Origin of the sequence: Sporomusa malonica (assembly GCF_900176355.1) — a bacterium.
Taxonomy (GTDB): domain Bacteria; phylum Bacillota; class Negativicutes; order Sporomusales; family Sporomusaceae; genus Sporomusa; species Sporomusa malonica.
Genome location: NZ_FWXI01000025.1, coordinates 34,629 through 57,811 on the forward strand (window position 1 = coordinate 34,629; position 23,183 = coordinate 57,811).

Annotated in this window: 18 protein-coding genes; 10 read left to right on the forward strand and 8 right to left on the reverse strand. The window is 46.9% G+C overall.

The window, feature by feature from the left end; all coding sequences use genetic code 11:
• The first annotated feature begins 93 nt into the window (after positions 1–93).
• Genes B9A22_RS21165 through feoB form a run of 3 tightly spaced genes read left to right on the forward strand, consistent with a single transcriptional unit; the run spans position 94 to position 3,928 of the window.
• Positions 94–1,083 carry a GGDEF domain-containing protein gene (locus B9A22_RS21165; RefSeq protein ID WP_176215636.1) on the forward strand — a complete coding sequence of 330 codons (990 nt, stop codon included), beginning with the start codon at positions 94–96 and terminating at the stop codon, positions 1,081–1,083.
• Positions 1,083–1,910 (forward strand): HD domain-containing phosphohydrolase, encoded by an 828-nt coding sequence (locus B9A22_RS21170; protein ID WP_217806012.1) that lies wholly within the window; start codon positions 1,083–1,085, stop codon positions 1,908–1,910. Before B9A22_RS21165 ends, B9A22_RS21170 begins: the two co-directional genes overlap by 1 nt.
• A complete protein-coding gene (gene feoB, locus B9A22_RS21175) occupies positions 1,907–3,928 on the forward strand; it encodes a ferrous iron transport protein B (protein WP_084577941.1) in 2,022 nt (673 codons plus the stop codon). The genes B9A22_RS21170 and feoB overlap by 4 nt, the downstream gene beginning before the upstream one ends.
• A 95-nt stretch (positions 3,929–4,023) precedes the next feature.
• Here feoB and B9A22_RS21180 read toward each other — a convergent pair whose 3' ends face one another.
• The gene (locus B9A22_RS21180) at positions 4,024–5,301 is read right to left on the reverse strand and encodes an ArsB/NhaD family transporter (RefSeq protein ID WP_084577942.1); all 1,278 of its coding nucleotides are present in this window, start codon (positions 5,299–5,301) and stop codon (positions 4,024–4,026) included.
• 435 nt (positions 5,302–5,736) lie between these two features.
• Here B9A22_RS21180 and B9A22_RS21185 point away from each other — a divergent pair, with 435 nt between their 5' ends.
• Positions 5,737–7,029: an ArsB/NhaD family transporter gene (locus B9A22_RS21185; protein ID WP_217806013.1), complete on the forward strand. Its 1,293-nt coding sequence runs from the start codon at positions 5,737–5,739 to the stop codon at positions 7,027–7,029.
• 60 nt (positions 7,030–7,089) lie between these two features.
• Here B9A22_RS21185 and B9A22_RS21190 read toward each other — a convergent pair whose 3' ends face one another.
• Positions 7,090–8,472: an NAD(P)/FAD-dependent oxidoreductase gene (locus tag B9A22_RS21190; RefSeq protein ID WP_084577943.1), complete on the reverse strand. Its 1,383-nt coding sequence runs from the start codon at positions 8,470–8,472 to the stop codon at positions 7,090–7,092.
• Positions 8,473–8,735: 263 nt separating this feature from the next.
• On the opposite strand from B9A22_RS21190, the gene B9A22_RS21195 reads away from it, so the two are divergent.
• The 5 genes from B9A22_RS21195 to B9A22_RS21215 all read left to right on the forward strand — a co-directional run bounded on the left by B9A22_RS21195 (position 8,736) and on the right by B9A22_RS21215 (position 13,181).
• The gene (locus B9A22_RS21195) at positions 8,736–9,842 is read left to right on the forward strand and encodes an HD domain-containing phosphohydrolase (RefSeq protein ID WP_084577944.1); all 1,107 of its coding nucleotides are present in this window, start codon (positions 8,736–8,738) and stop codon (positions 9,840–9,842) included.
• A 96-nt stretch (positions 9,843–9,938) separates the two neighbouring features.
• Positions 9,939–10,259, forward strand: coding sequence for a YbjQ family protein (locus tag B9A22_RS21200; RefSeq protein ID WP_084577945.1), 321 nt, complete (start codon positions 9,939–9,941; stop codon positions 10,257–10,259).
• 106 nt (positions 10,260–10,365) lie between these two features.
• Complete coding sequence (locus B9A22_RS21205; protein WP_084577946.1) at positions 10,366–10,767, forward strand: DUF2680 domain-containing protein; 402 nt, start codon at positions 10,366–10,368, stop codon at positions 10,765–10,767.
• A 90-nt stretch (positions 10,768–10,857) separates the two neighbouring features.
• Positions 10,858–11,550, forward strand: a complete 693-nt coding sequence (locus B9A22_RS21210; protein WP_084577947.1) for a response regulator transcription factor — start codon at positions 10,858–10,860, stop codon at positions 11,548–11,550.
• Complete coding sequence (locus B9A22_RS21215; RefSeq protein WP_084577948.1) at positions 11,547–13,181, forward strand: sensor histidine kinase; 1,635 nt, start codon at positions 11,547–11,549, stop codon at positions 13,179–13,181. The genes B9A22_RS21210 and B9A22_RS21215 overlap by 4 nt, the downstream gene beginning before the upstream one ends.
• A gap of 120 nt (positions 13,182–13,301) precedes the next feature.
• Here B9A22_RS21215 and B9A22_RS21220 read toward each other — a convergent pair whose 3' ends face one another.
• Positions 13,302–13,982: a DUF421 domain-containing protein gene (locus B9A22_RS21220; RefSeq protein ID WP_084577949.1), complete on the reverse strand. Its 681-nt coding sequence runs from the start codon at positions 13,980–13,982 to the stop codon at positions 13,302–13,304.
• Between the two features lie 269 nt (positions 13,983–14,251).
• Between B9A22_RS21220 and B9A22_RS21225 the strand changes: the two genes are divergently transcribed.
• Positions 14,252–17,113 carry an FAD-binding and (Fe-S)-binding domain-containing protein gene (locus B9A22_RS21225; RefSeq protein ID WP_245824090.1) on the forward strand — a complete coding sequence of 954 codons (2,862 nt, stop codon included), beginning with the start codon at positions 14,252–14,254 and terminating at the stop codon, positions 17,111–17,113.
• Between the two features lie 49 nt (positions 17,114–17,162).
• Here B9A22_RS21225 and B9A22_RS21230 read toward each other — a convergent pair whose 3' ends face one another.
• The 5 genes from B9A22_RS21230 to B9A22_RS21250 form a co-directional block, all read right to left on the reverse strand.
• Positions 17,163–17,990 (reverse strand): SAM-dependent methyltransferase, encoded by an 828-nt coding sequence (locus B9A22_RS21230; RefSeq protein ID WP_084577951.1) that lies wholly within the window; start codon positions 17,988–17,990, stop codon positions 17,163–17,165.
• A gap of 80 nt (positions 17,991–18,070) precedes the next feature.
• Positions 18,071–19,747 carry an ABC transporter ATP-binding protein gene (locus B9A22_RS21235; RefSeq protein WP_084577952.1) on the reverse strand — a complete coding sequence of 559 codons (1,677 nt, stop codon included), beginning with the start codon at positions 19,745–19,747 and terminating at the stop codon, positions 18,071–18,073.
• A gap of 2 nt (positions 19,748–19,749) precedes the next feature.
• Positions 19,750–20,592: an ABC transporter permease gene (locus B9A22_RS21240; RefSeq protein WP_084577953.1), complete on the reverse strand. Its 843-nt coding sequence runs from the start codon at positions 20,590–20,592 to the stop codon at positions 19,750–19,752.
• Positions 20,573–21,580 carry an ABC transporter permease gene (locus B9A22_RS21245; RefSeq protein ID WP_084577954.1) on the reverse strand — a complete coding sequence of 336 codons (1,008 nt, stop codon included), beginning with the start codon at positions 21,578–21,580 and terminating at the stop codon, positions 20,573–20,575. The genes B9A22_RS21240 and B9A22_RS21245 overlap by 20 nt, the downstream gene beginning before the upstream one ends.
• A gap of 9 nt (positions 21,581–21,589) precedes the next feature.
• Complete coding sequence (locus B9A22_RS21250; RefSeq protein ID WP_217806014.1) at positions 21,590–23,182, reverse strand: ABC transporter substrate-binding protein; 1,593 nt, start codon at positions 23,180–23,182, stop codon at positions 21,590–21,592.
• Position 23,183: the final 1 nt, after the last annotated feature.

Here is a 23,183-nt window from a genome sequence, read left to right on the forward strand (position 1 = left end):
ACTATTATCATAGGTACTGGCCTGAGCCGGTACTTTTTTTAAAAATATAAAATGATAACCATTCTCAAAATAATAAGCCTGGGAGGTTATCCAGTGAAAATAACTACAAAGCTGCAAATGCTGATGACTGTGGCGGCAGCAGTGCCAGTTATAGTCATCATATTTATGGATCAAGCCGTTGCTGTTGGAGCCGGTGTAGCAGCACTGGTTGGTTTGATTGGGCCATTTATGGCGGCGCGCTGGTTAGTAACCAAAGATTTAGGAGACATCAGGGCCTTATGTAAGCTTGTCAAGGAAGGGAAATATCGGGTTCATACAGCTTTGCCTAATGAAGCGCCAGACAATGGCGAGGAAAACGAGTTTATATCAGTGATGCGTGATATGAATTGGATGGCCCGTGAAATTAAACTGCGGGAAGGTCAATTAAACGAGGCCATTGATGAGCTGGATGTGGCTCAGCAAGAATTAATGGAACAGAAAAAAGCATTGGAAGTGGCAAACAAGCGCCTAAACGAAATGGCAATGACTGACCCGTTGACAGGTTTATCAAACAGGCGGCATTTCTTTGACCATCTGGAACAGGAGATTTGCCGTGCGAATCGCATTGATCAGCCGCTTTCGCTATTTATTCTTGATATTGACTATTTTAAAAGGGTTAATGATACCTATGGTCATCAGGCTGGAGACATTGTTCTGAAAGCCATCGCCCATATACTGCGTACTCGCTTAAGGCGCAGCGATATGGCAGCACGGATTGGCGGCGAAGAATTCGCAGTCTTGCTCTCAGACACTAATTTAACCCAAACAATCGAGCTCGCTGAACAAATACGCAATAATATAAAAGAGTATTTGTTTCAAACTTGCGATGGCAAGTGTATAAATATTACTTGCTCTATTGGGGCATTCAGCGGCGATAGGCCTGATTATACAAAGGCGGAGTTGTTATACAAATACGCTGACAAGGCTCTCTATGACGCTAAGAATTCGGGGAGAGACCAAGTCGCTTATTATGATTGTGCCAAACTAGGACAAGAGCAGGTTGAATTGTTTGAACAGCTAGGGCCAAGAGGGGTGACTCATTAATGGAAGCATTACTCCAAAACGCCGGTGTCCATGAGTTTGTTGAGGCCTTTACAGCTGCGCTTGATGCGAAAAATACATATACACGGGGGCATTCTGATCGCGTTGCTGAAATAGCAGCTGCTGTGGCCAGACAGCTGGGCATGACAAAATCAAACCAGGATACCATTCATGTTGCCGCTCATCTTCATGATATCGGCAAGATTGGAATTCCTGATCATATTCTCCTTAAACCTGACCGGTTGTCTTCAGAAGAATTTGAAGTTATTAAAAGCCATCCGCAGGTGGGATATGACATCTTGAATAAAGTAACTATGTTGCGGCCGATCGCCAAGATCGTCCGTTATCATCATGAACGTTGGGATGGTCTGGGATATCCGGAAGGTCTGGCCGGAACCGCTATTCCGTTAGGCGCTAGAATAATCGCACTAGCCGATGCTTTTGATGCCATGACAAGTGAACGCCCATATCGTTCCTGCATGACGCAGGAAGAGGCTGTGCAGGAGGTATTACGCTGCCGGGGTACGCAATTTGATCCATCGATTGCCGACGCATTTGTCAGGCTTTGTCAAGAGTGTAAGCTACCTGGAGACACGGAGGCAGTAAAGCGGCTGAGTGAAATGCTGCCAGGCGAGCAAGGTCGGGTAACCAAGGTAACCGGCAGGGGCTCAATCAAGCAGCGCCTGATCGATATGGGTATTATCACAGGCACGCGGGTAGCGGTGCAAAAGTTTGCCCCGCTGGGTGATCCAATGGAAATTAAGGTAAAAGGATTTAATTTGTCACTACGCAAAAAAGAAGCCAGATTAATTGAGGTGGCGATAGGGTGACGAATACGCAGCTAACCCTTGCTCTCGCCGGTAACCCCAACTCAGGTAAGACAACGATATTTAATAACCTCACAGGCTCTAATCAGCATGTGGGCAATTATCCCGGAGTTACGGTAGAGAAGCGGGAGGGGTTCAGAAAATACCAGGACAAAGAGTTTATTGTCGTGGATTTACCAGGCACCTACGGGTTAATGGCGCACTCAGCAGATGAATTGGTGGCTCGCAGTTTTATTGTCCATGACAAACCTGATATCATTGTGAATATCGTAGATGCAACCAATCTGGAGCGCAATCTGTATCTGACACTGCAGCTGTTAGAGCTAGAGCGGCCTGTTATTATTGCCCTAAATATGGTTGATGTTGCAGACGGTAAGGGGATACAGATTGATGACAGGCTGTTAGCCCAGGCTTTGCAGACACCGGTTGTGCGTAGTGTTGGCAGGCAAAATCAGGGGACTGAGGATATTCTTGCAGTAGCGGCAGCAACAGCAGAACATAGCCAGCCTTGCCGGTTTACTCTTCTCTATGGTAGCAAGATTGAGGAGGCTCTTGACCGGATAATCGATTTGCTGTCTCAGATTAGGACAGGATTGCGATTTCCCCGGCGGTGGCTGGCCTTAAAACTCTTAGAAGGTGACACTGAAGCAAGCAAATATTTGAGCGGTATTCAGGGCAGTGAACTTGCGATTGCAACTGCGTCGCTTTTTCGCCAGGAGCTGTTTGAAGAACTGGGTGACCCGGCACTCTTAATTGCTGAACAAAGACACCGGTTTGTTGCTGCGGTATATGCCCACTCAGTAACAATCCATGAGGACGAGGAGATGACTACCTCTGACAAGCTGGATTTGGTATTGACTGGGCGGTTTTCCGGTTTGCCGATTTTCCTTGGCCTGATGTGGTTGTTATTTAATATGGTATTTACAGTTGGGGCTTATCCCCAGGCTTGGATCGAAGATAGTGTTGGTAGTCTGGCTCAATTTGTCAGTGAATATCTGACTGACGGCGAACTACGCTCCTTTATTGTTGACGGAATCTTTGGCGGGGTTGGCAGTGTTATCGTTTTTTTGCCTAATATCCTCATCTTGTTTTTAGGTATCGCGTTCATGGAAGATACTGGTTATATGGCGCGAGCGGCTTTTATTATGGACAGAATTATGCGGGCTGTAGGTCTTCACGGCAAATCCTTTATCCCGCTCTTATTAGGCTTTGGCTGTAGTGTACCTGCTATTATGGGAACACGGTCGCTGGAAAGCCCGCGTGACAGACTTGTCACTATTTTAGTGGCGCCCTTTATGAGCTGTAGTGCCAAACTGCCTGTGTATACTGTGCTGATTGGGGCTTTCTTTGATGAAACTGTTGCTGGAACAGTCTTGTTTTCTATTTATTTCCTCGGTATTTTGCTGGCTGTCATGGTAGCTCGCGTATTCCGCACACTGATATTTAGGGGTGAGAGTGATCCCTTTGTGATGGAAATGCCGCCATACCGGCGGCCGACTATCAAAAGCATGGTAATCCATATGTGGGAGCGCAGTCTGCTGTATTTGCGCAAAGCCGGAACAATTATTTTGTCAGTATCTATTTTAGTCTGGTTTTTGGTGAACTATCCTACGGCAGATCCAATTGCCCAAAGCTATGCCGGCCAATTGGGAAAATTGGTAGAACCATTGATTGCACCGCTGGGTTTTGACTGGAAACTTGGTGTAGGGCTGGTATCAGCCTTTACCGCTAAAGAGGTACTGATCAGCACCTTAGGCACCATCTATCATGTTGATCAAACTGGTGAGACTGCGGTAGCGCTGCAAGAGGCTATTGGCAATGATCCTAGTTTCAGGCCACTTATTGCTTATTCTTTGATGATATTTGTCTTAGTTTACTCGCCTTGTCTGGCTGCAATTGCCGTTATCAAACGCGAAACCAACTCGTGGAAGTGGGCTTTGTTTAGCCCTGTTTATTCAACTGTATTGGCCTGGATTTTGTCATTTATCGTATTCCAGGTGGGAACTTTGCTTGGTTATTAGGTAAGCATTAAGATCGTACTGCAGTAGCTGCGGATAAGCCAAGAGGCACCTGTCAATGACAGGTGCCTCTTGGCAAAACTAGGTTTAAGCGCTAACTAAAAATACCGTAGTAATATGTAAGCGTGAGAGATGATAATAGAGATAATCATCAGCGGAAAAGCGATTTTTAAATACTGCACAAAGTAGAGACCAATGCCATTCTTTTCGGCAATACCGGCGACTATAACGTTTGCCGATGCACCAATTAACGTGCCGTTGCCACCAAGGCAGGCGCCCAGTGCCAGTGACCACCACAGCGGCTCCATGTTCATACCTGATAGCTGTCCCATTTCCTGCAGCATAGGGATCATGGTGGCGACAAAGGGGATGTTATCAATAAACGCCGAAGCAATGGCTGAAACCCATAATACTATTACTGAGGTCTGGAGCAAGTCACCATGAGTTACGGTAAGGGTCCAGTGGGCCAGTTCGCCGATTACGCCGGTCGCTTTAAGGCCGCCCACGAGAACAAACAATCCGATGAAAAAGAAGATTGTAGGCCATTCAACATGAAGCAAGACATCTTCGGGTTCTTCACGGCTGACCAGCATTAACAAAATGGCTCCTGCCAGGGCAATCGTAGCAGACTCCAAATGTAGAAATCCGTGGAAAACAAAAGCGATAATTGTGATACCAAGCACCCAGAGTGATTTTCTTAGTAAAACCGAATCTTTTATTTGGTCTGCAGCATTAAGTTGTAAAATAGCCTCGCGATTTTCGTCGGCGACTTGCAAATCTTTACGATAAATAAGGAGCAGCAGGCCGATTGTTACTATTAAAACCAAAAAACTAACCGGAGCCAGGTTAATTACAAAAGAATTGAAATCAAGGCCCACAGCGCTGCCGATCATGATATTGGGCGGGTCTCCGATCAGGGTTGCTGTACCGCCAATGTTTGAAGCAATAATCTCCGAGATAAGAAACGGCGTCGGGTTAACCTCCAACTTATCAGTCAGTGTCAGTGTTACCGGGACAATTAATAATACAGTTGTGACATTGTCAAGAAGCGCTGAGGCCAGGGCAGTAATGAGTGAAAGTAGTGCCAGCAGACGCAACGGTTCGCCCTTCGTTATGCGGGCAGACCAGATGGCAACAGCCTCAAAGACACCTGTACGGCGAGTGATAGTAACCAAAATCATCATACCGGTCAACAGCCCAATTGTGTTAAAGTCAATGTCATCTTTAAGTGCTGTTTCCTGGGTTAAAAAACCGAGTAAAAGCATTAGCATACCGCCGCCCATGGCAACAACCATGCGATGGAATTTTTCCCAGATGATGAGTGCATAGGTGGCCAGGAAAACAATAACAGAACCCCAAAAAGCTAAATCATGCAAAGTAAAGCGCCTCCCTAAGGTGAACAGTCAGTTACAAAGGATAAAGAGAGTCCTATTGGCAGACTCCCCTCCAAAAAGATTATATCATTATAAAAATAATACGATATCTGATTGTTCAAGTCAACTCTGCTTCCATATTTTGTATAAGCACTTCAGATGATTGCCCGGTATATGTTTTTCTGGAGTAAACTACTGCCGAAAAAATATTGACATTAGACGCAGCTTTGTTTATGATATAATCACAAAAAAATACGTTTTGCTATAGGAGGAGCCTGTCACCAAGGGCTCCTTCTGTCTTTTTCAAGAATTAGTAGGGGGGAGCTGTTTTTTAGGGCTCCTCCTATACTTTTTATAAAGATATGCTCAAGCTGATTTCAATTCTTTAATTCTGGATAAAGTAAGTTCAAATCATGAATGGTAGAGAGGGAGAGAACAATGAATATTAGTCAGGAAGCTATTGCAGTGGGCGTTTTCCTTGTGGCCTATGCATTAATTATCTCGGAAAAAATCCACCGCACCGTTGTCGCCCTGGCGGGGGCGGTGCTTGTTATCATGCTAGGTGTTCTAAGCCAGGAACAGGCCATTCATCATATCGATTTTAATACACTAGGGTTACTAGTGGGGATGATGGTTATAGTTGCAATTACCGGTGAAACAGGACTATTCCGGTTTTTAGCTATTTGGGCTGCCAAGGCAGTTGATGGCAATCCGTTAAAGCTAATGATTGCCTTATCGGTAATCACTGCTGTGGCGTCAGCTCTCTTAGACAACGTCACAACCGTACTCTTGACAGTTCCGGTAACCCTGAGCATTACCAAACAGCTCAATGTTAAGCCGGCACCTTATTTGATATCGCAAATCATAGCATCTAATATTGGCGGAACAGCTACTCTGATCGGGGACCCCCCCAACATTATGATTGGCAGTGCCGTGAAGGAATTAAGTTTTCTGGCTTTTGTCAACAACCTTGCCGCCATATCGATGGTAATTCTTGTGGTAAATATCGTGCTGCTTACCCTGATTTACCGCAAGCAGCTTAAGACAACTAAAGAGTTAAGTGATAAGATTATGAGTCTTGATCCGGGTAAACAAATAAAAAATGTCAAGCTGCTTAAGATTAGCTTAGCCGTGCTGGCTCTTACGATAACCCTCTTCTTTTTGCACCAGCAGCTTCATTTAGAGTCGGCTACAGTAGCTATCTTTGGCGCTACCTTGCTGATCATCTTAGCCAGGAAAAATTCAGACCACGACTTAGAACATGTATTCCATAAGGTTGAATGGGTTGCGCTCCTTTTTTTCGTCGGTCTGTTTATGTTGGTCGGCGGGCTTGTTGAGACAGGGGTAATTTCTCTGATGGCTCAGAAAGCGTTTGAACTTACAGAAGGTAATCCGACAACTACAGCTATGTTAATTCTTTGGCTGAGCGCCATTGCATCGGCTTTTCTTGACAATATCCCTTTTGTTGCTACGATGATTCCGCTGATTAAAGAAATGGGTATGATGGGAGTCACCAACCTGGAACCACTCTGGTGGAGTCTGGCTCTTGGCGCCTGTCTAGGCGGCAACGGTACGCTCATTGGGGCAAGTGCCAATGTAATTGTGGCAGGGCTAGCGGCGCAAGAAGGATCTCCGATATCTTTTATCCAGTTTATGAAAGTTGGATTTCCCCTTACCATGCTGTCTGTGCTTATTGCAAGTGTTTATGTCTACCTGCGTTATCTTATTTGACAGAGCAATGCTAGCGAAAAACGCCAAGACCATGTTAAGGTATTGGCGTTTTTTTGCTATTTACTTTTTAATTCGATCATTTATAACTCTGGCAGCATGCACACCGCTGGCACTGGCCTGGGATAAGCCGCGGGTAATACCGGCACCATCGCCAATTGCAAACATGTTTTCAATCTCAGTTTCCAGTTCACCGGTCAGCTTAAGGCGCGAGCTATAGAATTTGACTTCAACCCCATACAGCAAGGTGTCATCATTGGTCATACCTGGGGCAATTTTATTGAGTGCATAAATCATTTCAATGATATTGTCCAGGTGGCGCTTTGGCAGAACCAGACTTAAGTCACCAGGAGTGGCCTTGAGTGTTGGCTGGGTAAAGCTTTGCGCCAGACGATGCTCGTTTGTCCTGCGGCCTTTTAATAGGTCGCCAAAGCGCTGTACCAACACACCGCCACCCAACATATTGGAGAAAGAAGCAATTCGTTTACCATATTGGTGTGGCTCGGTAAAGGGTTCGGTAAATTTGTTGCTGACCAGTAGCGCGAAGTTAGTGTTTTTACTGTGCAGCTTTTCATCCCGGTAGCTGTGACCGTTGACAGTAACAATACCGTCAGTGTTTTCAGCAACAACATACCCTTTGGGGTTCATGCAGAAGGTTCGGACTAAGTCTCCATACTGCTTAGTCCGGTATACCAACTTGGCTTCATATACTTCATCGGTAATGTGCTGGAATACCTCAGCCGGGATTTCGATACGGACACCGACATCTACTTGATTATTAGTGAGTGGGAGACCAAGGGCATGGCATTGGTTGGCAAACCACTCTGAGCCGGCCCGGCCCGGAGCGGCTATTAGGTAATCGCATTCTATTTCGCCATTTTTGGCGGTTTCCAGAATAAACGTACTATCCTGCTTTTTAATAGTATTTACCATTACACCGAACAGCATAGTTATTTTTTCTTTCAGATAATCATATATTGCTTCAAGAATTTTCAAGTTGTTTTCAGTGCCTAAATGGCGGACTCTGGCGTCTAAAAGATGTAGGTCATACTGCAGGGCCTCTTTGCCAAGACTACTGTTTTGGGTACTGAAGTATTCAGCAGGTGCGCCGTATTTTATATTGATTTGGTCTACATAGTCAATTAAGTCAAGCACGGTCTGGTCAGGAAGGTATTCGTTCAGCCAGCCGCCAAATTTAGTGGTAAAGTTATATTTACCATCAGAGAAGGCCCCAGCACCACCAAAACCACGCATAATAGCGCAGGGATTGCATTTTATGCAGGCCGGTACTTTTTTATCCGAGATGGGGCAGCGACGCGAATAAATGTCGTGTCCGACTTCGAGTAAAGCAACCTTGATATCCGGATTATTAATGACAAGCTCATAGGCGGCAAATACACCAGCTGGGCCGCCGCCTATGATGCCAATGTCAAATTTATCAGCCATTTAAAGACCACCTCTCAATATGATTGTGGCACGAACCGTAACACATTATACTTTACCAAATAATGTTTGTAAATAGAAAAACAATAGTACTTTAGTAATGAACTAAGAAAATTCTTATAGTTGGTTTTGGCAATAAACTGCTAGACAATAATATGTTGAATATGGTAAGATTTTGTCGAAAGAGTTAATTTACACTAACAATTTTAGCCAGGCTCTCGTTAGCTTGGCTTTTTTTATTTGTTGCAATGTTTGGAGGGTCATAAGTGCTAGAAACGGAAACTCTGTTAATCGGCATTAATGTGCTTATTTTGGTTATAATCAGCTCTTGGGCTTTTGCAGTTCGCCGGAGCCAAGGTAACCGCGCTAAGGGAACGGTGGATAGTGAGATAGTGGGAAATAAAGCAAAGCTATTCGACATTATGGTGGAACATGCTCCTTGTGCTGTCACAGCGATTTCCCCCACCTATCAAGTACTTATGGTCAATAAAATTACTACAACAATTAGCGGTGTAACCAAAGACGCGGCGCTTGGCAGGAGGTGCTATGAGGTCTTTGGTGAGGGTACAATTTGTTTGGGTTGCCCAGTGGCTGAGGCTCTTACCACTGCCACAACTCACAAACGCACCAAGCAGGAACGCAATCATCATGGGGCGGTCAAGTATATTGAGCAGACGGCGGTACCTGTGCTAGCTGGGAATGGTTCTGTTAGTTATGTGTTGGAGTTTACACTTGATATAACTGAAAAAATTGAACTTGAGCAGCAAAACCAGCATTTGGCGGTTGAGACAGTTACTTCATTGGCCAAGCTAATCGGTAGCCGCGACCAATATACCGGAGTTCACTCTGCCCGGGTAAAAGACATTGCACTGGCTATCGGTAAAGAGCTTGAGCTTGCGCCTGACACCATGAGTGAGCTTGCTATTGCGGCTGTTCTTCACGATATTGGTAAAATCGGTATACCGGAACAGATCTTAAACAAAACAGGTAAGCTTACGGAAAGCGAATTTACTGTTATTCAAAAACATCCCCAGTTAGGTTATGATGCATTAATTAATATTGAGCAGCTTGAAAAGGTAGCTGAATATATTTTATATCATCATGAGTGTTATGATGGCCGCGGTTATCCCAGTCGGAAAAGGGGCCAGGATATTCCGTTCGTTTCACGGATATTAAGTGTTGCTGACGTTTATGAGGCCATCACTTCAGATCGGGTATACCGGAAGGCCATGAATCTGGACCAAACCTTGATGGTAATGCGTGCCGGGCGGGGAAGCAAATTTGATCCGGAAATTTTGGACGCCTTTTTCAGAGTGCTTGCACGCGAACGTCCTGATGCTAAGCAATATTTGAATGATAACGAAGCTGTATAAGGGGGGGAGTAGTGTTTTAAAATTATGCTGGTGATAAAGCTTGGATATAATAATTAAGTAGTCCTAATGCTAAGTTTACATAGAGGAGGCGTCATTATGATTGTTTCTACAACCTCAATATTGGAAGGGTATGAGGTTAGAGAGTATCTGGGGGTAGTGACCGGTGAGGTCGTTATGGGCACCAATGTAATTAAAGACTTTCTGGCTGGTTTGAGCGATATCTTTGGCGGGCGTAGCAATTCATATGAAAACTCGCTGTCCAAAGGTGTCAACAGCGTAGGAAGCGAGCTTAAAGAACGGGCCCAAGCCATGGGGGCAGACGCAGTAATTGGCGTTCATCACTCCATGTCCAGTGTAGGTGAGGGTTTGATGATGATTGTTATTATGGGTACAGCAGTCAAGGTACAGAGAAAGTAAGGCAGTGCCATACAATAAAGTTCACTCTTTGTTCACAGTTCTGACACACTTTTGCCAGTAAGATGCGCTATACTTGAGTTAAATCAAACAACAAGGAGTGGTTGTCATGAAAAAAATCACCATCTTTGCCCTTATCGGAATTCTGGTGCTGTCACTGGCTGGCGCGGTCGCCCTGGCCGCCCCAGGAGGAAATCCTGGCATGTTTTGCCCACCTTTTGGACCGGCAGGACAGCAGGCTAACCTGACTGACGAGCAAAAAGCCCAGATTGCCACTTGGCAAAAAGAGATGCTTGAACACAAGAAACAAGTGCTGCAAAAAGAGGTGGAATGGGGCTGGATAACCCAGGCTCAGGCTGATGAGCACATTGCTTTTATGGAGCAGCAGCAGAAAGATGGCAAACCAGGCATGGGTATGGGACATAGACGCGGTCATGGCATGGGACCTGGACAGGGTATGGGACCGATGCAGGGCTGCTATGGTAACGCTAACGTTCCGGTACAACAATAATATATAGCTGCAAAGAGCCTGTCGCAAAGCGCGGCAGGCTCTTTTGGCTAGACGCAGCTTGTGGTATGCTGAAGATAAGAGGTGAAAGCCATGACTGTTAAAACAGTGCTTATTGTTGACGATGAGCAGCCTATCAGGGAGCTTCTAGCCCTATATCTTACAAAAGAAGGTTTCATAGTGCATGAGGCAGCTGATGGGGCCGAGGCACTTATCAAACATCAGGAATTTAAACCTGATATTATTATTTTGGACATCATGATGCCTGTACTTGATGGACTGGAGGTCTGTCGCCAAATTCGTAAATTTTCAACTATACCGATTATCATGCTGACCTCGCGGGCAGAGGATGAGGATCGTATTATGGGGCTTGAGCTTGGGGCTGATGACTATGTGACTAAGCCGTTCAACCCGCGAGAGGTAGCAGCGCGAGTCAAAGCTGTACTGCGGCGGTTGGTCTCAAATGAGAAGAGGCCTGAGGCTGCTTTAAGCTACCCATATTTGACAATTGATATGGCTGAACATACTGTGACTGCGTTTGGACACGAGATAGCATTTGCAAACAAAGAGATGGAGCTTTTATGGCATTTAGCCTCCCATCCTGGATTGGTTTTTTCTCGGGAACAACTTTTGGAGAGCGTCTGGGGGTACAGTTACTGCGGTGATACCCGTACTGTCGATACCCATATTAAACGGATTAGAAAAAAGCTTGACATAAACGGTGACTCGCCGTGGGATATAAAAACAGTATGGGGCATAGGCTACAAGTTTGAGGTAAAAAAATGAGAATATCACTGCAACACAAACTTCTTGGCAGTTTCATCATCGTGGTGGCCCTTGTGCTGGCCAGTGTATCGGTAGGTGCCTCGCTCTTAATCCGCGAGTATTTTATTGCCAGCAAACAGCGTGAACTGACTGATAAGGCCTATGAGACGGCGCGGGTGGTAAGCAGCTATTATGATGGGCAAATAAACTATGGCCAGCTTGCTGGGTTTATTAACAGTATCGATAGTTTGCTCACTGCCAGGGTATGGGTCATAGACAATGCATTTAACTTGATTGCCGCATCTGAGGAACAGCATGGGCCGGCAGGTGGCTTTCACCGGCAGGCCGGCATGATGAAAAAAAGCCCCATGGATTTGGGCCCAGATTGCGATATGCCGGGAGGGCTGGGAAAGATGCTGCGTCATGGCTCCGGTATGGGACCGGAACGGGGAATGGGCCGGCAAGAAGGTATGCACGGCAAAATGGCTGAAAAAAATCAAGCACAGAATCGTCCCGGGTTAACTGGGATAGACGAAATTCGTCAACAGGTCGAGCTTGGCAGTGGAGCAGCGTGGGCTAAGACCTTCTATCATCCTTACTATGAAGAAAATATGCTGGTCGTTGGTGTACCGCTTAAGCCTGATGGTCAAATACAAGGGACGGTGCTGATTAATGCACCCTTGTCCGGATTTGATAGTTTTTTAAGCCGGATTTACTGGTATCTTGCTGCAGCTGGAACAGTAGTTGTACTAATTACAATATTTATTGCCAATTACCTGTCAGCAGGCATTATCAGGCCATTGAAGTCGATGCAAGCGGTGGCCTCAGCCATGGCCGGGGGCGACTACTCTGTTCAGGCTAAGGTGAACACCCGTGATGAAGTGGGAGATCTGAGCCAATCCTTAAACTCTCTGGCCACGGCGCTAAAGGACTTTGTGCGTAAAACCGAAAAGACGGATAAACTCAGGCGCGATTTTGTTGCCAACGTATCGCACGAGCTTAGGACGCCGCTTACCATTATGCGCGGTTACAATGAGGCGCTCTTGGATGGTACAATAAGCGAGCCTAGTCAGGTGGCGAAATACCACAGGGTTATGCGTGACGAGGCGGTACGCCTGGAAAAGCTAATAAACGAGCTCTTAGACCTCAGTCAGCTGGAGACGCGGACTGACTCGCTTGAGACAGAGCAGGTATCTTTGGCTGAGATTGTTGATAATATTGTAGCTTTATTTAAGCAGAGGAGTACAGAAAAGGGAGTCACAATGCGTGCCGATATTGATGAAAACCTGCCAGACATCAATGGCAATGGTGATCGGCTGACGCAGCTGGTTCTTATTCTGCTTGATAATGCGCTCAAGTTCACCCCAGAGGGCGGGGTAATTACCGCCAGTCTGGCGGCGACCGACGGTCTAATCACATTAACAATTGCCGATACTGGCAGCGGTATTGAGCCCAATGATTTGCCCTATATCTGGGAGCGGTTTTACAAAGCTGACAAATCCCATAGCCGCACTGGCGGCGGTACCGGCCTGGGATTAGCCATTGCCAGGGAAATAATCAGCCTGCATGGAGCCCGGGTTGAGGTGTCAAGCACGTTGGGGCAGGGAACAGTATTTACGATTACATTTTGTCTGACAGGTACTATAAGGTAGCGAAAGATAAAGTAGACTTAGCCGCTCGCCTGTGCCCTTTGGGTATAACTCCCACTTGTAGAAGATGGGAGTCTTAGAGCGGGTTATTCATCGGATTAAACTCCGGCGCAAAGCTGGGGTTTAATTCTTTTTAGGCTGATCTTCCTCGAGGTCAATATATAATTTTCCGGTAGGGGTTATGGCTGCGATAACTACCTCCCTGGTATTAGTGATGCCGCGGCTGGTAAGCTCGTACAGCAGCCATTCCCTGGTAAGGCCGGCACGGCGTAGAGCAGTATCGATAATTTGGCCATCGATGATGAGCTCCTTGCCGGTAAACTTTCCTGCTGCTGGATTTTTTGTCTGGATATCAGTCTTCTTCAAGATATTTAGCTCGCCGTCAATTTTAAGAATGCCAATCTGAACCTCTGCCGGGTCGAATATATTTTTAATTTTGAGCTGTTCTAATAGGATATTCACGTTATAGTAGGTCTTAGCCAGATTGTTTTCAAGTATTTTTCCATTGTGAATCACCATAACAGGATCGCTTGTTAAGAATTTGCGGGCAGGCAGACTTTTCAAACTGAAGAGGTTGCTGACCAGGGTTAAGCCGCCCCACACAGCAAGAGCAATTAGGCCTGTGAAAATGCCAAGGGTATGTGTCACCAGCGTAGAAACTGCCAAGATTCCGAGGGTAATGGTGCTGACAAAATCAAATAAGGTAATTTGGGCAAGCTGTTTTCGGCCAATAGTGCGGGTCAATAACATAACAATAAAAAAGGCCAGCGATGTGCGTAATGCATATTCGAGAGCTTCCGGCATGTCTTATTTCTCCTTTGCTTGCTATATACTTCCTACGCAGCTACTATAAGCAAGTGCCGTGCTATTATATGATTGTCCAAATGCCGTATTTTATTAATGGAAATTATGTGTGTACGGGATACGGAAAAGCTATTATGCAGTAACAAAAAACTACAATTTTTTAACAAATATAACAAATTAAGAGGTTATTTGACCTTATTGTCGAAATAATTACAAATAATCGTAAATAGTCCATTTTATGAAGAAGGAAAGGGTGGATAAGAGTGGGTATGGGTATAGTGAAGAGTGATATTCTTAATCTTCCAGAGAGCTATCGTAAGTTTTACGAGGAGCTAGCAGCTTTTATTCCTACTAACCATATTTTTGCAGACCCGATTCGAACCCTGGCCTATGGAGTAGATGCCAGTCTCTATCGTATAACACCCAAGCTGGTGGTTAAAGTTCGTAGTCCTAAAGAAGTAGCCAAAATTTTCAAAATTGCCGGTGAATTTAAAATCCCAGTTACTATCCGGGCTGCAGGAACAAGCTTATCAGGACAAGCACTTACTGATTCGGTGCTGTTGTTGCTGGCAGGTGGCTGGAGTGGCTACCAGATTGATGATCATGGTGAAACCATCATGTTAGAGCCAGGAATTATCGGTTCAGAAGCAAATCAGTATCTCCGTCCATACTCACGAAAAATCGGCCCTGACCCAGCTTCGATCAACTATGCGATGATCGGTGGTATTGCCGCTAATAACGCCAGTGGTATGTGCTGCGGTACCGATGATAACAGCTATAAAACGATCGCGGCTATGAAAATCATATTTGCCGATGGCGCAATCTTAGATACTGCCGACCCGGAGTCGTGTCAGCTATTTATCAGTAGTCATCAGGAACTGATCAGTTCAATTGAAAAAATTAGGGACGAGATTAATGCAGACCAGCAGCTGCGGCAGATGATTGTCCGCAAATTTAAAATCAAAAACACAACCGGCTATGGGATTAACGCTTTTGTCGATTATCATAACCCTATCGACATCATTAGCCATCTTATGATCGGCTCAGAGGGAACACTGGGATTTATTGCGGAGATCACCTACAAGACAGTTGTGGAACATGCCCATAAAGCCTCGGCACTCATGTTTTTTCCGGATATCAAACAGGCCTGCATGGCGGTAATGCGGCTTGAGCGTCCGCTTGTGGCGGCAGCCGAATTGCTTGATCGCATTTCACTGCGCTCAGTGGAAGACAGTGCCGGTATGCCAGCCTATTTAAAAGAGCTGGACGAGCAGGCGACTGCACTGTTAGTGGAAACTAGAGCCTTAGACAGGGCTACACTTGATGACAACATCCAAAAAACAATCGAGTGCTTAGCTGGAATACCTGTCTTGTTTCCGATTACTTTTACTGATAAGAAAGCCGAATACGAGAAGTTGTGGAAAATCAGGGCTGGCGTATTTCCCGCTGTTGGTGGTATTCGCCGTCAGGGTACGTCAGTTATCATCGAAGATGTTGCTTTCCCCAAAGAACTTTTGGCTGAGGGCGTTCTGGCCCTGCGGGAGTGTATGAACAGGTATGGTTATGCAGATGGCGTAATCTATGGCCATGCGTTAGACGGCAATGTCCACTTTGTTTTTAATCAGAACTTTGATACACCTGACGATATCAAGCGATATAAAGACTTCATTAATGAAGTCTGCAGTATGGTGGTGGAACGTTTTACCGGTTCATTAAAGGCTGAGCATGGCACTGGGCGGAATATGGCTCCGTTCGTTGAGCTGGAATGGGGTCAACAAGCCTATAAATATATGAAGCAGATAAAACAGGCCTTTGACCCGGAAGCATTGCTCAACCCCGATGTTGTGATTACCAATAATGCGGATGTTTATGTGGAAAATTTAAAAATCATGCCGCAGGTTCATGATCTTGTTGATAAATGTATGGAGTGCGGGTTTTGTGAGATTAACTGTCCGTCTCTTCATTTGACTAGCAGTCCGCGGCAGCGGATTGCAGTGCAGCGTGAGCTTGCCAGGATGCGGGCTCACGGAACAGATAAGGCACTGGCAGAGCGGGTGGAAGAAGATTATGATTATTTTGGCGAGATTACCTGTGCGACTGATGGACTGTGTCAAACCACCTGCCCGCTGTCCATTAATACCGGCAGCTTTACTAAACATCTGCGCTCAACTAAAACTACAAAAAGAGGACGCAACATTGCCAAATTTATGGCCGAGCATTTCGGCGGGGTTACTTCACTAGCCAAGCTAGGCCTGGCAGGCGCTCATCTGGCGCATCGGGGACTGGGCACTTGTACGATGGGGGGGTTAGCCAAAACAGCCCGCTCGATGATTGGACACAGTGTGCCGAAATGGAATAAATGGCTGCCTAAAGCCAGTGCGAGTGTAGCAGCGCCGCCGCCTGCTCCTGCTGGTAGCCGCAAAATCGTTTATTTTCCTAGCTGCGTCAGCCGGACAATGGGCCCGGCCAAAGAGGATATTGATCAACGGTCACTGCACCAGGTAATGATGTCACTTTTAAATAAAGCTGGCTATAGTGTTATCTTTCCGCCCGATATGGAGGATTTATGTTGTGGAATGCCGTTTGAGAGTAAAGGGTATATTGACGCTGCCGACGAACTGAGTGCTAAGCTGGAAAAGGTGCTGCTGGAGTGCAGTAATAATGGACAATATCCGGTACTCTGTGATACCAGTCCCTGTGTTTACCGGATGAAGCGGGTAATGGATAAGCGACTGACAATCCTGGATACAGTCGATTTTATTCACGACTATCTGCTCAGCGAGCTAGAGTTTGTAAAATCACCGGAAAAAGTAGCCATTCATGTAACCTGCAGCGCAACGAAAATGGGTTTGGCAGAAAAGTTCCGGGCTGTGGCCGAGGCTTGTGCTACTGAAGTGATTATACCACCCAAGGTTAAGTGCTGCGGTTTCGCCGGAGATAAAGGATTTGAGGTGCCTGAACTCAACGAATCAGCACTGGCGCACCTAAAAGAGGCGTTACCGGCAGACTGTAGCTGTGGTTTTTCCAATAGCCGCACATGTGAAATTGGCTTAGCCGATCACAGCAGTATCAGTTATCAATCGATTGCTGTTTTGGTGGATCGCTGCTGTCTGGGGCGGAAGATAAAGTAAATGATAAACAAAGGGACTGAGCGCCTGTTAATAGCGTTCAGTCCCTGTTTTATACCTGCCACCACATAATACCAATGGTAGTTTCTGATGTCTCGGCGCAATAGCCGTCAATTGCGACACCTTCTAAAAAGCAGCGAATATTGTTTTCAACTTCATTGCCAGTCACACCCATTACGGCAAAATATCTAATATAGTGGTCAATAAGATAATTAAGCGGTTCCTGTTGGGTTTGTCCATAGGTAGAGAAGGTTAGATTGGGGCGGTAGCCTTCCTGATAGAGAATGTTAAGCGGATAAATGATATCAAAGGCTGGCCCAGGCGCTGGTTCATTTAAGAGTCTCTCCCATAAAAAGCGGCGTAAGCCGATGTCATGTTTGCCGGCAAAGCCAATTAGGCAGCAGGCTCGGCGGGCTACTTTGGTCATTTTCATTAAGCTGTCATAGTTGTTAATGGCCGGGCTTTTGGCAGCAAAGGTTATATCATAGGCTGGCTCTGGTGCAATATCCAGCCAGTCGGTCAACAATACGCTGATGCTTTCAGTCAGGGAGGCTTTGACTGCTTGGTCAGACAGTGTGTCCAGCATGCCTTGGGAGGTATCGAGGCCTGTTACTTTGACCTTATATGCTGCCAGTGGCAGGGCATAGGTGCCAGGGCCGCAGCCAATGTCTAGCAGACTGTCGCCAGGCTTGATTGCTCCCTGGGCAATTAGGCCGTCAATGATGCTCTGGTGAACTTCTTTGTTGGCTTCGTTATGCTCAGCATAGCGGCTGGAGAAGCAGCTCCAATATTCTTGCCAAAGCTTGGGGTCAGGACGCCGTCTGCCTGCTGCTTTGCTAGTGTCTTGCCAGGCTTTATCCCAAAACTGGGCATTATACATAATTATCACCTCATATAGATATTATGCCAGAGATTGCTCCGCTATTGCTCGCAATGACAAGGGATGAGTTTCTTAACTAGTTATATGGCGTTTAAATGGGCAGCAGCAGACAGGAGTTTCTGTGTGTAGGGATGCTTGGGGATACTGGTAATTATGGCCGCCGCGCCTTCTTCGACAACGCGGCCTTGCTGCATGACGATGATGCGGTCGCTGATTTTCCGCGCCAATGCCAGGTCATGGGTTATGAATAAAAGTGCCAGTCCTCTTTTCTCCTGTAAAGTCAGCAATAGCTTAACTACCTTAGCCTGGATGCTGGCATCAAGTGCCGAGGTAGGTTCATCGGCGATCAAAATTTTAGGGTCTAAGGCAAGTGCCCGGGCGATAACGACCCGCTGGGCTTCGCCGCCGCTAAGCTGATGTGGATATTTATGGAGAAAAATTTCGTCGCCCGGCAATTCAACTTCAGCTAGCAGTTCTTTGGCTGTGGCAAGCTTGTCAGCTTCACTGCCCACGTTGTGAATAACAAGTGGCTCCTTGATGAGCTGATACACAGTTAAACGATGGCTGAGTGCGTCTTTGGGGTTTTGAAAAACCAATTGAATTTGTTTATAGAAAGCTTTATCTCTCGCTGCGACTAGCGAACCGTTGAGGATTAACTGGCCGCTGTCTAATGAGATAAGCCCCATAATTGTTTTGGCTAGTGTGGTTTTGCCTGAGCCGCTTTCGCCGACAATGGAGAGTGTCTCGCCTTCATATAAGGTTAGGCTTAGGTTATTTACAGCGATGCAGTTCTCCCAGGTTTTCGTCAAGCTGTGTACTTCAAGCACAGGCAGGATACCGCCGCGGTGACAGGCCAACTGTCGATCTGCGTTTGGAGTTAAAGCCGGGATTTGGTTCGTGCAGGTGGTTAGCCGCTGGGTGCAGCGTGGATGAAAAGGACAGCCGGGAACATTATGCTCCATCCTACCAGCAATACCCTGCAGATCTTTTACGGTCGTCATATTAGGGTAAGCACGCAGCAAGCCGCGGGTATAGGGGTGGCGGGGATTTTCCAGCACTGCTTTGATCGAGCCGGCCTCCACAATTCGGCCACCATATAACACGGCAATACTGTCAGCCATTTCTGCGGCAGCGGTAATATCGTGGGTAATGATGATAGCCGCCCGCTCTTTTAGTGTTTCTTTAAGCAGAGCGGTAATCTCTTGCTTGGTCAAAGGGTCAAGCGAGGCGGTTGGTTCATCAAGCAACAGCAACTTTGGGTTGTTGACAAGTGCCATAGCAATGAAAGCCCGTTGCTGCTGACCGCCGCTCAACTGGTGCGGATAGGTCTGGGCCTGGTTGGCACTTAGACCGACCTGTAACAGCGCTTCCAGCGCCTGCTGATAGGCAACGCTGTTTTGCAGGTGATTATTATGAATGAGGATAGCTTCGGCTACCTGGTCGATAATCTGGTAGTGGGGGTGTAGTTGAGTACCGCTGTTTTGAAATACCAGTGCAATATCTTTGCCGCGGATCTGGCGCAGCTCAGCCTCGGATAAGGTGAGGAGCTCGGTCCTGCCTAAGGCGACTGAGCCCTTAGCTTTGCCAGGGCATAACCCGGCGATGGTCAGAGCCAGCGAGGTTTTGCCGGCGCCTGACTCGCCGATAATAGCTAGTTTTTGGGAAGTATGCAGTAGTAGGTTAATGTTGTGCAGGATAGCTGTAGTTTCATAACTGACAGTAAGGTCTGTTACAGTAAGGAGAGCTTGGTTTTCCATAATTACCTCTTTTCCGGACGCAGTCTGGGGTCAAGCACTGTTTCTAAGGCTAGCCCAGTAAACGCCAGTCCGGCAATTGTTATAGAAACAGCCAGGCCTGCCGGTACAAGCCACCACTGCCAGACGTCAAGATAAGTATAAGGCAAAGCCTGCTGCATCATTTTTCCCCAACTGAGTAGGCTGGGGTCACTAATACCGAAAAAAGAAAGCCCTGATTCCATAAATATGGCCCGGCGCGAATACTGGATAAACAGGGCAGTTAGTGTTGGGGCCAGCTCAGGCAGGATGTGTCTTGTGAGCAAATAAGGCTGGCTTGCACCAAAACAGGTGGCAGCAGCATAAGAGGCTTTGGTTTTGAGTGTTAGTGTCTGGGTTCGGATTATGCGGGCCCCGCCTGGCCACATGAAAAGGGCTAATAATACCATGAGCAGGAGCCGGCTTGGGTGTAGATAAGAGGCAACAAGAATTGTCACAATGACTGGCGGGAGCACCAGCCAAATGTCGATTGTCCGCATAATTGTGCGGTCAAGCAACCCTCCGTTTATGGCGGCGCTTCCACCTGCCAGGAGACTAAGGGCTGCAGCCAGTAATGCTGCTCCGGCAGCAATGGTTAATGAGGTGCGGGCTCCGTAGACAAGCTGTGACCAGATATCCTGGCCGACCTCATTGGTGCCCAGCCAGTATTTGCCGTCAGGTGGCTGAAATATGTCACCAGTATAGGCTAACGGATTATGGTTGGCGATAAACGGGGCAAAGAGTGCGGTTAGTAGGATCAGACCGAGTAAAAAGAGGCCCAGTTGTCCCAGGTTGTTTTCCAGTAACTCTTTATGAATCCTGATATGCATGGTATGTTCTCCTTGACGGACAGGGGGGGGTTAAGCGTGGGTCAAGCTTGCTGCAGAGCAGGTCGGTCAGACAATTTACAGTCAGTACTTTGATGGCTGCTAAGAGCAGAATGCCTTGAAGCAGCGGGTAGTCGCGGGTAATCAGGGCTTTGTACAACAGTGAACCCAGCCCGGGATAGGAAAAGACTACTTCAATAAATAGCACGCCGCTGATTATATGGCTAAAGCTAAGCCCGGCAGCTGTAACTACCGGACTTAGGGCGGCGCGGGCGGCATGGCGGTAGCGGATAATATAGTCAGGACAGCCTTTGGCGCGGGCGGTTTTTATGAAGGCTTCCCCCATAATACTAACGACGGCACTACGGGTAAACAAATAAGAGGCCGCCAAACGGACAAGTACCAGGGCTGACAGCGGCAAGACCAGATGCCTGGCAGTATCGGCAGCCAGCTCTAAACCTGTAAAGCCGCTGTAGGGAGTAAATGCACCGGATAGCGGCAGCCAAGCCAGAGAAACACCAAAAACGACTAACAGCAGTATCCCGGCGAAAAAATCCGGGAAACCGCTGACAAACATCATAATCCCCAGGATAAGACCATCAGCTTTGGTATTGAAGCGGTAGCCTGACTCGACACCCAACGTCCAGCCTGCAATGGTGGCAATGACAAAGGCCAGTCCGGACAGGAGCAAGGTCCAGGGAAGCACACCACCAATGATGGCCGCGACCGGAGCATGGTAAAAGTAAGAATAGCCCAAGTCGCCGCACGCCAGTGATGCTATGTAGGAGACGAACTGCTCTGACCAGGGCTGGTCAAGAGCAAACCGCTTAATGAGTTCAGCTTGTACCTCAGGTGTCATGGTCATCAGCGCTTCTTCGCCATAGATGGCGTGTAGCGGATCACCGGGCAGCAGCCTGGGCAGGATAAAGTTTACAAGCAGAATAATCGCCAGTGCGATGATATAGTCGGCAGTGGTTTTTGCTTTGAACATAAATAGCCTCTATTTAACAAACGACATCTTATTTAACGGGATTGGGGCACCTGACCCTAGACCTTGTTTGGTAAAAAACAAGGTAGTTTTATTGCTGTGCGCATAATACCAGGTAGGATAATACAGCGGCAATGCAGGCACAGCATTGGCAAATTCGCTCTGGATTTGGTTAAACAGTTCCTTACGCAGATGTTTGTCCATTGTGGAGGCCTGCTGAGCAAGCAGTTTATTCAGCTTGTCATTAGTTTGGTATTTAGCGCTCTGAAAGCTCTTACCGGTAATGATGCTGGTAAGATAATCAGGGTCTGACCCAAGACCGCCATGTCCGTTGATGGCTAGATCATATTTGCCGTCATTGATCAGGCTGTCGAGCGTTTTACCTTCAAGTGCGCGCAGATTGACTTTTATACCAAGCTGTTCAAGCTGACTTTTTACAAATTCACCCTGGCGCTCACCGGGCGAACCGGCAAGACCTGACCCGGGACTGACCAATAGTTCCAGTTCAAGGATAGTACCGTTTTTCTCCCAATAGCTGCCTCTTTTGCTGTAACCAAGTTTAGATAAAAGCGTGGCTGCCGCCTCCGGGCTATACTTGTAAACGTTGTCTAAGGCAGGGTTATACCACTCGTTGTCAAACGGGAGGAGTCCCGGGCTGCCTTTAAGTCCCTGACCACGCAAGGTGGTATCAATCAGGGCTTGGCGATCAATAGCGCAGGCCAGGGCTTGTCTGAACTCAATACTTGCTAAAGGGTCCTTTTGGTGGTTAATCATTAATTTAGCCACCCAGTCATGAGGCATGGTAAGAATTTTAAGTCCGGACTGTTCCAGTGGTTTAACTAATTCTGCCGGTATTTGCGCCATATCAATCTGTTTTTGCTTAAGGGCGGCAGCCGCCATTTCGGTACTCATTTTGACAAATTTGATTTGGTTGAATTTAGGTTTACCCTGATAGTAGCTGGCAAAAGGCTGATATAAATAAGAGCCTTGTTCTTTGTTGTAATCAGCAAGCTGGAAGGGGCCGGAACCAATTAGTGCTTCTTTCTGCCGGAATTGAGCCGGATCGGTTACATTTTGCCAGATATGCTGCGGCAGGATAGGAATAGTCCCGGCTACCTGGTCTAAAAACGGCGCGTGTACACGGGATAAGCTGATCTTCACGGCATTATTGCCAGCGGCTTGGACTGATTTAATCATGCTCAGATTGCTGGTCTGATAGGGATACTTTTTAAGATATTCAAAAGTGAAGACAACATCATCGACAGTAACTTTGCGATTGTCATGCCATAACGCTTTGTTGTTTAATTGAAAGATATAAGCGTTCTCTGCTGCGAGATATTCCCAGCTGTCAGCCAGCGCAGGAACGTAGCCATTGGCATCTTTCCACAGCAGTGTGTCAAAAATCATGCTCATACGCACATAGCCGGGGCCGCGTGAATAATGGGCAAAAGGTGAAGGAAATCCGTAATCGCCTGTGGGGTCGCCAATGGTGTAGGTAGTGTCTTGTGCGGATGAGGCAGGTGCTGGCTGTTGTCCGCAGCCAGCACCTGCCAAGAGCATGAATATAGCTAACAGTGTTGCCAAAAGGCGCTTGCCGCCGTTCAAA